At 60.9% G+C, this 12,944-nt stretch carries 11 protein-coding genes; 5 read left to right on the top strand and 6 right to left on the bottom strand.

All coding sequences use genetic code 11. The features are described from left to right. Nucleotides 1-193: 193 nt before the first annotated feature. The 3 genes from gshA to PSH86_RS01605 all read right to left on the bottom strand — a co-directional run bounded on the left by gshA (nucleotide 194) and on the right by PSH86_RS01605 (nucleotide 4,756). On the bottom strand, nucleotides 194-1,777 hold the full coding sequence (gene gshA, locus PSH86_RS01595) for a glutamate--cysteine ligase (RefSeq protein ID WP_109751918.1): 1,584 nt from the start codon (nucleotides 1,775-1,777) through the stop codon (nucleotides 194-196). A 271-nt stretch (nucleotides 1,778-2,048) separates the two neighbouring features. Further along, the gene (locus tag PSH86_RS01600) at nucleotides 2,049-2,432 is read right to left on the bottom strand and encodes a PaaI family thioesterase (RefSeq protein WP_109751919.1); all 384 of its coding nucleotides are present in this window, start codon (nucleotides 2,430-2,432) and stop codon (nucleotides 2,049-2,051) included. Continuing rightward, the gene (locus PSH86_RS01605) at nucleotides 2,432-4,756 is read right to left on the bottom strand and encodes a Tex family protein (RefSeq protein ID WP_116833940.1); all 2,325 of its coding nucleotides are present in this window, start codon (nucleotides 4,754-4,756) and stop codon (nucleotides 2,432-2,434) included. The genes PSH86_RS01600 and PSH86_RS01605 overlap by 1 nt, the downstream gene beginning before the upstream one ends. 358 nt (nucleotides 4,757-5,114) lie before the next feature. Between PSH86_RS01605 and ompR the strand changes: the two genes are divergently transcribed. Beyond that, nucleotides 5,115-5,855, top strand: a complete 741-nt coding sequence (gene ompR / locus PSH86_RS01610; RefSeq protein ID WP_003196691.1) for a two-component system response regulator OmpR — start codon at nucleotides 5,115-5,117, stop codon at nucleotides 5,853-5,855. A 113-nt stretch (nucleotides 5,856-5,968) separates the two neighbouring features. Continuing rightward, nucleotides 5,969-7,282, top strand: a complete 1,314-nt coding sequence (locus PSH86_RS01615; RefSeq protein ID WP_003196694.1) for an ATP-binding protein — start codon at nucleotides 5,969-5,971, stop codon at nucleotides 7,280-7,282. Between the two features lie 137 nt (nucleotides 7,283-7,419). On the opposite strand, the gene rimK is transcribed toward PSH86_RS01615, so the two are convergent. Together rimK and PSH86_RS01625 are read right to left on the bottom strand one after the other, a co-directional pair. After that, nucleotides 7,420-8,325: a 30S ribosomal protein S6--L-glutamate ligase gene (gene rimK, locus PSH86_RS01620; protein WP_003196697.1), complete on the bottom strand. Its 906-nt coding sequence runs from the start codon at nucleotides 8,323-8,325 to the stop codon at nucleotides 7,420-7,422. Then, nucleotides 8,322-8,744, bottom strand: a complete 423-nt coding sequence (locus tag PSH86_RS01625) for an ATP-dependent zinc protease (RefSeq protein ID WP_232201460.1) — start codon at nucleotides 8,742-8,744, stop codon at nucleotides 8,322-8,324. The genes rimK and PSH86_RS01625 overlap by 4 nt, the downstream gene beginning before the upstream one ends. Nucleotides 8,745-9,040: 296 nt before the next feature. On the opposite strand from PSH86_RS01625, the gene PSH86_RS01630 reads away from it, so the two are divergent. From PSH86_RS01630 to PSH86_RS01640, 3 genes are all read left to right on the top strand, one after another. Beyond that, a complete protein-coding gene (locus PSH86_RS01630; RefSeq protein ID WP_109752348.1) occupies nucleotides 9,041-9,445 on the top strand; it encodes an RNA-binding S4 domain-containing protein in 405 nt (134 codons plus the stop codon). 256 nt (nucleotides 9,446-9,701) lie between these two features. Then, nucleotides 9,702-10,604 (top strand): Hsp33 family molecular chaperone HslO, encoded by a 903-nt coding sequence (gene hslO, locus PSH86_RS01635; protein WP_305487337.1) that lies wholly within the window; start codon nucleotides 9,702-9,704, stop codon nucleotides 10,602-10,604. 178 nt (nucleotides 10,605-10,782) lie between these two features. Further along, nucleotides 10,783-12,327, top strand: a complete 1,545-nt coding sequence (locus PSH86_RS01640) for a phosphoenolpyruvate carboxykinase (RefSeq protein ID WP_109751923.1) — start codon at nucleotides 10,783-10,785, stop codon at nucleotides 12,325-12,327. Between the two features lie 138 nt (nucleotides 12,328-12,465). Here the strand turns inward: PSH86_RS01640 and PSH86_RS01645 are convergent, their stop codons facing one another. Then, complete coding sequence (locus PSH86_RS01645) at nucleotides 12,466-12,819, bottom strand: DUF1493 family protein (RefSeq protein ID WP_109751924.1); 354 nt, start codon at nucleotides 12,817-12,819, stop codon at nucleotides 12,466-12,468. Nucleotides 12,820-12,944: the final 125 nt, after the last annotated feature.

The raw sequence follows: 12,944 nt of genomic DNA on the forward strand, positions 1-12,944 counted from the left end.
ATCTAAGAATTCAAAAATAAATAACTTTTTCGAATGAGCTTATTTTCGAAAAAATCTATAAGCCACACTGGAAACCCTTGTGGCGAGGGAGCTTGCTCCCGCTCGGCTGCGCAGCAGCCGTAAAAGGGGCCTGCTTCGCAGTCCAGCGGGAGCAAGCTCCCTCGCCACAAAAAGCGTCCTGATCAAAGAGGGATCAGTTACTGATCGCCAGAATGCTCGCTTGATACGAACCCACGAACACATCGAAATCCCCCACTTCGTTCTGCTCCAGTTCAGTTTGTTGAACCAGGGATTCCCGGGCGGCGTCTTCGAACGCTGTCTGCTCCTGGGCTGGTAACGGCTCGGCGCGGAAGAATTCGGCGTGGACCTTGCTTTGGCGCAGGGAGAACTGGGCAAAGCTTTCCTGATGCTCGGCCATGGCGGCCAGCACTTGGGCGGAAGGTGTCAGGGACGGATCACGGACCTTCGCCAGTTGCGCGTCCAAGGCCTGGCGGTGGGCGTCGCCACCGTGGCTCTGGTCGAGCAGCGAGGCCAGCGGGGCGATTTTTTCCAGCAGTTCGACGGCCCAGGCCTGCATGTCTACTGCTTGGCCTTGTCGCTGCAATTGCAGGCCTGGCTTGCGACCTTCCTTGACTACCGTGAGGAAGTTGCTCGTGGCGTTGCCGCATTCGTTGTTTTCCAGCTGCGGGCTGTCATTGAGGCCGCAATACAGCAGGAACGCATCGAGGAAGCGCGATTCGGTGAGGTCGATGCCCATCGGCAGGAACGGGTTGATGTCCAGGCAGCGCACTTCGACGTACTGGATACCCCGGGCCATCAAGGCCTGGATCGGCCGCTCGCCGGTGTAGGTCACGCGTTTGGGGCGGATGTTGGAGTAGTACTCGTTTTCGATCTGCAGGATGTTGGTATTGAGCTGCACCCACTCGCCGTTCTGGTGAGTGCCGACTTCGACGTAGGGCGCGTAGGGTGTCGCCACCGCTTTGCGCAGGCTGTCGGTGTAGCTCGTCAGGTCGTTGTAGCAAGGCGTGAGGCCGGCCTGGGCGTTGCTCTGGTAACCCAGGTCGCTCATGCGCAGGCTGGTGGCATAGGGCAGGTACAAGGTGTCCGGGTCCAATTGCTCCAATTGGTGCGGGCGACCTCGCAGGAAACCAGCGTCCAGGGCCGGCGAGGCACCGAACAGGTACATCAGCAACCAGCTGTAGCGGCGGAAATTACGGATCAGCGCGATGTAGGACGAAGACTGGAAATCACGGTCGCTCACGTCGGCGGCTTCGTTCTGCCGAAGCAGCGGCCAGAGCTTTTCCGGCAGGGAAAAGTTGTAGTGGATTCCGGCAATGCATTGCATGGTCTTGCCATAGCGCAGGGCCAGGCCCTTGCGGTAGACGTACTTGAGCCGACCGATATTCGAGGTGCCGTAGTAGGCGATCGGGATGTCTTTCTCTTCCGGCAGCGGGCACGGCATCGAAGGACTCCACAGGTACTCGTCACCGAGTTTGCTGTAGGCAAACCGGTGGATCTTGTCGAGGCTGCGCAGGGTATCGGCCGGGTCGGCCAGGGCCGGGGTGATGAACTCCAGCAGCGACTCGGAATAGTCGGTGGTGATCTGTTCGTTGGTCAGTGCCGAACCCAGGGCCTTGGGATGCGGGGTCTGTGCCAGGTGGCCATCGTCCGTGACGCGCAGGCATTCACGCTCGATGCCGTGCAGGCATTGTTCGAGCAGGGAGAGGTTGGCGCGCTCGCCGAGCAGGGCCAGGCGGCGGTTTAAAAGGTCGCTCAAGTTGAATTCCTTCACGCGTCAGTCGCCCCAATATGGGGGTGGGCAAGACGGTCTACAAGGGTGAAGTTAAAACTGGCGTTTTCGCCTGGTTTTCATGCGGCCAAGGACAAGTCACCTCAACCCTCTGTGGGAACGAACCTGCTCGCGATAGCGGTGGAGCAGTCAATATCGGGCTGACTGACATACCGCTATCGCGAGCAGGCTCGCTCCCACAAGGGGTATCGATACCGCATTCGTGGCGTCGAAATTAACTCAAATCGATGACGGTGAGCTATAGGACAGCGAACGTGCCTTGCGCTTTTGCGACCAGCTTGTCGCCTTGCATCACCTCGGCCTCGACCACCAGTGTGCGCCGGCCGGGGTGGATGACCCGGGCGGTGCACAACACTTCGCCGTCGGACACGGCGCGAATGTAATTGATCTTGCATTCGATGGTGGCGCTCTGCTGGTCAAAGCCGTGGACGCTGGAGCAGGCCAGGCCCATGGCGATGTCCACCAGGCTGAACAGCGCGCCGCCATGCAGCTTGTTGCCACGGTTGCGCAACGGCGGCTCGAGGCCCAGGGCGACTTGCGCCACCCCGTCCCCCAGGCTGTGCAGACGGCAGCCGAGCAGCTTGAAAAACGCGCTCTCCACCAACCCGGCCGGCACGTCCATCAGCGTTTCTTCAACTGCTTGGCGTTGGCGAACAACGAAGCCATGGCGTTGTTCGTCGGGGCCGCGGTGGCGGTTTCCTTGCGCGGCGCGGTGTTCTGCGACTGACGTGGGGTCGAGCCCGGACGAGCCCCACGGGCACCGTCGACTTTTTCGCCCGGCGTGTCGCTCATGCGCATCGACAGGCCGACGCGTTTGCGCGGGATGTCGACTTCCATGACCTTCACTTTCACCACATCACCGGCCTTCACGGCTTCGCGCGGGTCCTTGATGAACTTCTCCGACAGGGCCGAGATGTGCACCAGGCCGTCCTGGTGCACGCCGATGTCGACGAAGGCACCGAAGTTGGTGACGTTGGTCACCACGCCTTCGAGGATCATGCCCGGTTGCAGGTCCTTTAGGTCTTCGACACCGTCCTGGAACTCGGCGGTCTTGAACTCGGGACGTGGGTCACGGCCGGGTTTCTCCAGTTCCTGAAGGATGTCGGTCACGGTGGGCAGGCCGAAGGTTTCGTCGGTGAATTTCTTCGGATCCAGGCGCTTGAGGAACGCGGCGTCGCCGATCAGCGAACGAATGTCGCGGTCGGTCTGGGCGGCGATGCGTTGCACCAGCGGGTAGGCTTCAGGGTGAACGGCCGAAGAGTCCAGCGGGTTGTCACCGTTCATGACACGTAGGAAACCGGCAGCCTGCTCGAAGGTTTTTTCCCCCAGACGCGGGACTTTCTTCAACGCCGCGCGGGTCTTGAACGCGCCATGTTCGTCACGGTGGGTGACGATGTTCTGCGCCAGTGTGGCATTGAGGCCCGAAATACGCGCCAACAGCGCCACCGAAGCGGTGTTCACGTCCACGCCCACGGCGTTCACGCAATCCTCCACCACGGCGTCCAGGCCACGAGCCAGTTTCAACTGGGAAACGTCGTGCTGGTACTGGCCGACACCGATGGATTTCGGATCGATCTTCACCAACTCCGCCAGCGGATCTTGCAGGCGTCGGGCGATGGACACCGCGCCACGGATCGAGACGTCCAGGTCCGGGAATTCCTTGGAGGCCAGTTCCGACGCCGAATAAACCGAAGCGCCGGCCTCGGAGACCATGACTTTGGTCATCTTCATGGCTGGGTATTTCTTGATCAGCTCGGCGGCCAGTTTGTCGGTCTCGCGGCTGGCGGTGCCGTTGCCGATGGCGATCAGGTCCACCGAATGCTTGGCGCACAGGGCGGCGAGCACGGCGAGGGTCTGGTCCCATTTGTTGTGTGGCACGTGCGGGTAAACCGTCGCGTGGTCCAGCAGTTTGCCGGTGGAGTCCACCACCGCCACCTTGCAACCGGTACGCAGGCCCGGGTCCAGGCCGAGGGTGGCACGTGGGCCGGCCGGAGCGGCTAGCAGCAGGTCGTGCAGGTTGTGGGCGAAGACGTTGATCGCCTCGGTCTCGGCGTTGTCGCGCAACTCGCCCAGCAGGTCGGTTTCCAAGTGGGTGTAAAGCTTGACCTTCCAGGTCCAGCGCACCACCTCGGCCAACCATTTGTCGGCGGCGCGGTTCTGGTTCTGGATGCCGAATTGCTGGCCGATCATGCCTTCACATGGGTGCATGGTGCCGGGCAGTTCTTCTCCGACCTTCAGTGCGGAACTGAGAATGCCTTCGTTGCGACCCCGGAAAATCGCCAGTGCGCGGTGTGATGGCATGCTCTTGAGCGGTTCGTCGTGTTCGAAGTAGTCGCGGAACTTCGCGCCTTCCTCTTCCTTGCCGGCGATCACCCGGGCGCTGAGGATAGCTTCCTGTTTGAGGAAATTGCGCAGTTTTTCCAACAGGTTGGCGTCTTCGGCGAAACGCTCCATGAGGATGTACTTGGCGCCTTCCAGCGCCGCTTTTACGTCCGCCACGCCTTTTTCGGCATCGACGAAGCGCGCAGCTTCGGTTTCCGGGGTCAGGCTCGGGTCGTTGAACAGGCCGTCGGCCAACTCGCCGAGTCCGGCCTCCAGGGCGATCTGGCCCTTGGTGCGGCGTTTTTGCTTGTAGGGCAGGTACAAGTCTTCGAGGCGGGTCTTGGTGTCGGCCAGCTTGATGTCGCGCTCAAGTTGCGGAGTCAGCTTGCCCTGCTCCTGGATGCTGGCCAGGATGCTGATACGCCGTTCGTCGAGTTCTCGCAGGTAGCGCAAGCGCTCTTCCAGATGCCGCAATTGGGTGTCATCGAGGCTGCCGGTCACTTCTTTCCGGTAACGGGCGATGAAAGGCACCGTGGAGCCTTCATCGAGTAGCGCGACGGCCGCTTCGACCTGTTGTGGGCGTACACCGAGTTCCTCGGCGATGCGGCTGTTGATGCTGTCCATAAAACCACCTGACAAATTGTGAAATCAGGCTCGCCACCGCAGAAGCCGGGCTCGGCGAGACTGGTTGAGCGGCCTGGCATGCGCCGCTGCCTGGGTCAAAAGGCTGCCTGTTGACCCGCGAAATTCAAAAAGTGCTGCCTGGCCAAGGAGAAAAGATGGCACCCCGGGGGTCACGATCCGACATTCCCAGGCACAAAAGGCCGCGCATTATAACCAGCGTTGCGCCTTGAGGGGGGGACATGGTCTGTAGGCTCGATACCCGGATTGGTGGAGATAGAGGAAAAATCTGCTAACAATGCACACGGTGCGTATAACGGCAGCTAGGCCATAATGCGCGCCGAGATCAAAGGAGCTTCCTATGAGCAGCACTGCACAAACTGCTGAAGGCGAAAAAATTCTTATCGTTGACGACGATCCGGGGCTGAGCAGCCTGCTGGAACGTTTTTTCGTCAGCAAGGGCTACCGCGCCCGCACCGTACCGAACACCGAGCAGATGGATCGACTGCTGGCCCGTGAAGTTTTCAACCTGGTGGTGCTCGACCTGATGCTGCCCGGTGAAGACGGCCTGACAGCCTGCCGCCGCCTGCGTGGCGCCAACAACCAGATCCCGATCATCATGCTCACCGCCAAGGGCGACGAGCTGAGCCGTATCAAGGGCCTTGAACTGGGCGCCGACGATTACCTGGCCAAGCCGTTCAACCCCGACGAGCTGATGGCCCGCGTCAAGGCGGTGCTGCGTCGTCAGTCGGCGCCGGTACCTGGCGCGCCGGGCAGCGAAGACGAAAGCGTGACCTTCGGCGACTATGAGTTGTCCCTGGCCACTCGTGAGCTCAAGCGCGGCGATGAGGTGCACATGCTCACCACGGGTGAGTTCGCCGTGCTCAAGGCCCTGGTGATGAACGCCCGCCAGCCGCTGACCCGCGACAAGCTGATGAACCTGGCCCGTGGCCGTGAATGGGATGCGCTGGAGCGCTCCATCGACGTGCAGATTTCCCGCCTGCGCCGGATGATCGAGCCTGATCCTTCCAAGCCGCGGTATATCCAGACGGTCTGGGGCGTGGGCTACGTGTTCGTGCCGGATGGCGCCGCCAGCAAGTGATCGGCGATTTGTAGGAGCGGGTGGCCTGGAGGGTTGAAATGTCTTCTTCCAGGCGACTCGCGGTCTGTCATGTGCGAGCATCGCTCGCTCCTGCAAGTGTGTAGCGGTTATTCATGAAAACCCCCGTTTGGTTCCCCCAGAGCTTCTTCTCCCGCACCCTCTGGCTGGTGCTGATCGTCGTGCTCTTCTCCAAGGCACTGACGCTGGTGTACCTGCTGATGAACGAAGACGTGCTCGTGGACCGGCAGTACAGCCACGGCGTGGCCCTGACCCTGCGGGCTTATTGGGCGGCGGATGAAACCAACCGAGCGAAAATAGCCGAGGCGGCGACACTGATCCGCGTCGTCGGCGCCGGTGTGCCGGAGGGTGAGCAGCACTGGCCCTACAGCGAAATCTATCAACGCCAGATGCAGGCCGAACTGGGCGCCGATACCGAGGTGCGATTGCGCATGCACTCGCCGCCGGCGCTTTGGGTGCGGGCTCCGAGCCTGGGGGATGGCTGGCTGAAAGTGCCGCTGTACCCGCATCCGCTGCGCGGCCAGAAAATCTGGAATGTGCTTGGCTGGTTCCTGGCCATCGGCCTGTTGTCGACGGCATCGGCCTGGATCTTCGTCAGCCAGCTCAACCAACCGTTGAAACGCCTGGTCTACGCGGCCCGCCAACTGGGCCAGGGCCGCAGCGTACGGCTGCCCATCAGCGATACACCCAGCGAGATGACCGAGGTCTATCGCGCCTTCAACCAGATGGCCGAGGACGTCGAGCAAGCCGGGCGGGAACGTGAACTGATGCTCGCTGGCGTATCCCATGACCTGCGCACTCCGCTGACCCGGCTACGGTTGTCGCTGGAGTTGATGGGCGAGCACACCGACCTGACCGACGAGATGGTTCGCGACATCGAGGACATGGACGCGATTCTCGACCAGTTCCTGGCCTTCATTCGCGACGGTCGTGACGAGTCGGTGGAAGAGGTGGATCTCAGTGAGTTGGTGCGGGAAGTGGCCGCGCCCTATAACCAGAACGATGAGAAAGTGCACCTGCGCCTGGAACCGATCCAGCCGTTCCCGTTGCGCCGTGTGTCGATGAAGCGTTTGCTGAACAACCTGATCGGCAACGCCCTGAACCATGCTGGCACCGGCGTTGAAGTGGCAGCCTATGTCTCCGGTGACACCAGCGCGCCTTACGTGGTGTTGAGTGTCATGGACCGTGGTGCTGGTATCGATCCCTCGGAGCTGGAAGCCATCTTCAACCCCTTCACTCGCGGCGACCGCGCCCGGGGCGGCAAGGGCACGGGGTTGGGCCTGGCCATCGTCAAGCGCATCGCCTCGATGCACGGCGGCAATGTCGAACTGCGCAACCGCGTTGGCGGCGGGCTGGAAGCGCGGGTGCGCTTGCCGTTGGGGTTGATGCTGCCGCGGGATGCGGTGTAGCCATCCCAGTCTGGCTGAGACCCGTGGAAGAGCCTGTGGGAGCGAGCCTGCTCGCGATGGCGGTATATCAGTCACATCGATGCTGACGGACCCACCGCTATCGCGAGCAGGCTCGCTCCCACAGTTGTTGTTCTGACTTAGCCTTTACCCTTGGTCCGGGTCATGTTCGGCCCGCCATTCTTTTCCAGGTGCTCGATGATGATCCCCGCCACGTTCTTGCTCGTGGTGGTCTCGATGCCTTCCAGGCCCGGCGAGGAGTTGACCTCCATCACCAGCGGTCCGTGGTTGGAACGCAGGATATCCACGCCTGCCACCGCCAGGCCCATGACTTTTGCCGCGCGCAGGGCGGTCATGCGCTCTTCCGGGGTGATCTTGATCAAGCTGGCACTGCCACCGCGATGCAGGTTGGAGCGGAACTCACCGGGCTTGGCCTGGCGTTTCATCGAGGCAATGACTTTGTCGCCGACCACGAAACAGCGGATGTCCGCGCCACCGGCTTCCTTGATGTACTCCTGGACCATGATGTTTTGCTTCAGGCCCATGAACGCTTCGATCACCGACTCCGCCGCCGTTGCGGTTTCACACAGGACCACGCCAATGCCCTGGGTGCCTTCCAGCACCTTGATCACCAGCGGTGCGCCGTTGACCATCGCAATCAGGTCGGGGATGTCGTCGGGAGAGTGGGCAAAACCGGTGACCGGCAGGCCGATCCCGCGCCGTGACAGCAACTGCAGCGAGCGCAGCTTGTCCCGGGAGCGGGCGATGGCCACCGACTCGTTGAGGGGAAACACGCCCATCATTTCGAACTGGCGCAACACCGCGCAGCCATAGAACGTTACCGATGCGCCGATGCGCGGGATCACCGCATCGAACCCTTCCAGCGGCTTGCCACGGTAATGGATCTGCGGCTTGTGGCTGGCAATGTTCATGTAGGCGCGCAGGGTATCGATCACCACCATTTCATGGCCTCGTTCGGTTCCGGCTTCAACCAGTCGACGAGTGGAATACAGACGCGGATTACGCGACAGCACAGCGATCTTCATGCAACACCTGTGGCAGAGGTAGTGGACACCGGGAATGCCGGCTTGTCTTGAACGTATTTGGTACCCGGATTGACCACCAGTTGGCCGTCGATCAAGGCTTTGGAACCCAGTAACAGGCGATATCGCATGGATTTTCGGCAGGCAAGGGTGAATTCGACTCGCCAGATCCGGTCACCCAGCGCCAACGTGGTGCTGATCACGTAGCGGACCTGAGCGTGGCCGTTGGAACTCTTTATGGTCTTGCGGGCCACCAGCGGAGCTTCGCAGCGACGATGGCGCAACTGCACCACGGTGCCGAGGTGCGCAGTGAAGCGAACCCACTTTTCGCCATCGCGCTCGAACGGCTCGATGTCGGTGGCATGCAGGCTGGAAGTGCTGGCACCGGTGTCGATTTTTGCCCGCAGGCCCACGACTCCCAGATCCGGGAGCGCCACCCACTCGCGCAGACCGACAACGGTCAAATGGTCAAAAGTCTTCAATAAAAAAACCTGCGATCAGTACATCGGATCGTGGACTCCGCGAATCGCGGTATTCACGCAGAATAATCACAAAATGGCGACAGTTATCTACGCACTTGTTTGTGCTTGTAACCGATTCCGACCCGAGGGATGCGTATGGCGTCGGTTTTGGCGGGCATTCTATCTGTCGCGTCGGATTCGTGCGCCCGACAAAAACGGTAGTACAGTTCGGGCTATTGGCAGAAAGAGGAATGGCAGTGGCACAAAAAAACGCAGAGGACGACAAGGTCCGTCTCGATAAATGGTTGTGGGCGGCGCGCTTCTACAAGACGCGGGCCCTGGCCAAGACCGCCATCGAAAGCGGCAAGGTTCATCACCGGGGAGAGCGTTGCAAGCCGGGCAAGGAACCACGTATCGGCGACGAATTTGTCATCCGCACCGGGTTCGATGAAAAGACCGTGGTGGTCGAGGCCCTGTCGATCGTGCGTCGCGGCGCACCTGAGGCACAGGCCCTGTATCGCGAAACCGAAGCCAGCATCGCCAAGCGCGAAGCCGCCGCCGCGCAACGCAAGGCCGGCGCCCTGGGCGTCAGCACCGATGGCAAACCGAGCAAGAAGCAGCGCCGGGACCTGTTCAAGTTTCATGGCAGCAATAGCGAATAAAGCACTGGCCATTTGAGGTCAGAGTACCCGTGGCGAGGGAGCTTGCTCCCGCTCGGTTGCGCAGCGACCGTAAGATTTTGGGGCCGCTGCGCAGCCCAGCGGGAGCAAGCTCCCTCGCCACAGTGTGTCAGGCCCACATATTCAGATGAGTTGGCAGCGCCTTCCCGTCAGGCCAGCCCAAGCCTTGCTTGGAACCCACCCCGAATGCCCATAAAATGCCCGCTATCATTTGTCATCACCGCAGATACCAGACCCTATGACTGATTTACCGGATACCGACTACACCCAACGTTTCATCTTCGATGACAGCGACGCCCGTGGCGAGCTGGTGGCGTTGGAGCGTAGCTACGCCGAAGTCCTCGCCAAGCACCCCTATCCGGAGCCGGTCGCGCAACTGCTCGGCGAGCTGATGGCGGCTGCGGCGCTGCTGGTGGGCACCTTGAAGTTCGATGGCTTGCTGATTCTCCAGGCACGTTCCGAAGGGCCGGTCCCGCTGCTGATGATCGAATGTTCCAGCGAACGTGAGATCCGTGGCCTGGCCCGTTACCACGCCGAGCAGATCGCGCCCGACGCGACCCTGGCCGACATGATGCCCAATGGCGTACTGGCCCTGACGGTCGACCCGACCCATGGCAAGCGTTACCAGGGCATCGTCGATCTCGACGGCACAACCCTGGCTGAATGTTTCACCAACTACTTCGTCATGTCCCAGCAGACCAATACCCGCTTCTGGCTCTACGCCGACGGGCGGCGCGCTCGCGGTTTGCTGCTGCAACAACTGCCCGCCGATCGCCTGCGCGACCCGGAAGAACGTGACGCCAGTTGGCAGCACATTACCGCTCTGGCCAGCACCCTGAGCGCCGATGAACTGCTGGGCCTGGACAACGAAACCGTGCTGCATCGCCTCTATCACGAGGAGCAGGTACGCCTGTTCGACGGCCAGCCGTTGCGCTTCGAATGCAGCTGCTCCCGTGAACGTTCCGGCAATGCGCTGGTCAGTCTGGGTCTGGAAGATGCGCAGCAACTGGTGATCGAGCATGGCGGCGCCATCGAGATCGATTGCCAGTTTTGCAACGAGCGCTACCTGTTCGACGCGGCGGACATCGCTCAATTGTTCGCCGGTGCGGGTGTCGACACACCGTCAGATACTCGTCACTAAAACGGTTCAGCGCAGGTAAATCTCCTGGCAAACGCCGGATTTACGCCGTACTGACCGGAGGGCCCTACTTTTTTTGGGCTTTTCTGGCATAATCCGGCCCACTTTTTTCGGGTAGTAGTGCGCGACTTCCTACTACAAAACGTTTGGAGCACTCGGCCACGGGCCGACGGGGAATCTCATGACGCAAGCCAATAACGCCGTGTACACCGATCTGAGTGTCGATGATCTGGTCAAAGAAGCCCTGAATCGCGGTGAAGGCGAGCTTGCCGATACTGGCGCTTTGGTTGTTCGTACCGGTCATCGTACCGGTCGCTCGCCAGTCGACCGTTTCATCGTAGAAGAGCCAACCACCCAGGACGCCATCGCCTGGGGCCCGATCAACCGCAAGTTCCCGGCCGACAAGTTCGATGCCCTGTGGAACCGCGTCGAAGCCTACCTGGGCGAGCGCGAGCGTTTCGTCTCCCACGTGCATGTAGGTTCCGATCCTGCGCACTACCTGCCGGTCAAGATGACCACCGAAACCGCCTGGCACAACCTGTTCGGCCGTTGCCTGTTCATCAACCCCGAGCAGTACAACGCCGGTGGCAAGGACGAGTGGCAGATCCTCAACGCACCGAACTTCGTTTGCGAGCCTGAGCGCGACGGCACCAATTCCGACGGCACCGTGATCATCAACTTCGCGGCCAAGAAAGTGCTGATCGCCGGCATGCGCTACGCCGGTGAAATGAAAAAAGCCCTGTTCTCCGTGCAGAACTTCCTGCTGCCGGCTGTTGACGTGCTGCCGATGCACTGCGCCGCCAACATGGGCGAAGAGGGTGATGTGACCCTGTTCTTCGGCCTGTCGGGCACTGGCAAGACCACTCTGTCCGCCGATGAAAGCCGTTACCTGATCGGTGACGATGAACACGGTTGGGGCGTGGGCGTGGTTTTCAACATCGAAGGCGGCTGCTATGCCAAGTGCATCGACCTGTCCGAGAAAAACGAGCCGGTGATCTGGAAGGCCATCCAGCACGGCGCCGTACTGGAAAACGTCGTCCTGGACCCGGTCACCAAGAAAGCCGACTACGCCGACGACAGCCTGACCCAGAACAGCCGCGCTGCTTACCCACGTGAGCTGATCGAAAAACGTGCACCGAAAAACCTCGGTGGCGAGCCAAATGCCGTGATCTTCCTGACCTGCGACCTGACCGGCGTACTGCCGCCAGTCTCGATCCTCAGCGAAGAACAAGCCGCCTACCACTTCCTGTCCGGCTACACCGCGCTGGTGGGCTCGACCGAAATGGGCTCGGGCAGCGGCATCAAGTCGACGTTCTCCACCTGCTTCGGCGCCCCGTTCTTCCCGCGCCCTGCCGGTGAGTACGCGGAACTGCTGATCAAGCGTATCCGTGGCTTCGGCTCCAAGGTCTACCTGGTCAACACTGGCTGGACCGGTGGCGGCTATGGCGTTGGCAAGCGCTTCAACATCCCGACCACCCGTGCGGTGATCGCGGCGATCCAGAGCGGCGCGCTGATCGGTGTTGAAACCGAACACCTGGACATCATCAACCTGGACGTGCCACTGGCTGTACCGGGCGTCGAGACTGGCCTGTTGAACCCGCGCAACACCTGGGCCGACAAAGCTGCCTACGACGAAGCGGCCAAGGCATTGGCCGGCCTGTTCATCGAGAACTTCAAGAAGTTCGACGTGAGCGACGCGATCAAGGCGGCAGGTCCGCAGTTGTAAGGTTTGGTTGGTGAATGAAAAACCGCCCTTCATGGGCGGTTTTTTTATGGCCGGCTATTTACTCGTACATGGTATGGAAGCTGCCATTATTCCTGCTGAAATCGGGCCAAGCAGTGCCACTTGAGACCGCCCGGTTAGCTAGGCTGCTTCCACTTCCCGCGTATCCCATCGTTGTGCCTTGATCGCCTTGTAAAGCATGCCGATGGTTAACGGTATCTTGTTGCCACGGCCCTTGGCCCTGCGCTTTTGAAACACATCAAACCCTTCAGGCTGAAAATAGCGGTACGCGTCGTAATCGATCAGCTCGAGGGCGAACCGCTCCTCCAGCGCCTCCATCAAATGACGGGCGTCCGCGCCATCGCAACCCAAGTCGAGATTGATCGCAGTTTCCAGGCGAATCGTCTTGCGTTCAGGCAGGCCGATTTCTTCGTGAAGCAACTCCATGAGCTGGCGCATGGTGTGATCGTCGGGGAAGTCTGGGGCGAGGTGCATGGCGAAGTTTCCGGAGGGGTTGGCGCGCGTCTGTACAGAGGGAAAGTTTAGGGGGAAATCGCTGCGCATTGGAAAAGAAGAAAGATCTCACAGCAGTCTCGGAACCGTCTGCTGAGTAATCCTTT

Origin of the sequence: Pseudomonas sp. FP2300 (genome assembly GCF_030687595.1) — a bacterium.
Lineage (GTDB): Bacteria > Pseudomonadota > Gammaproteobacteria > Pseudomonadales > Pseudomonadaceae > Aquipseudomonas > Aquipseudomonas bijieensis.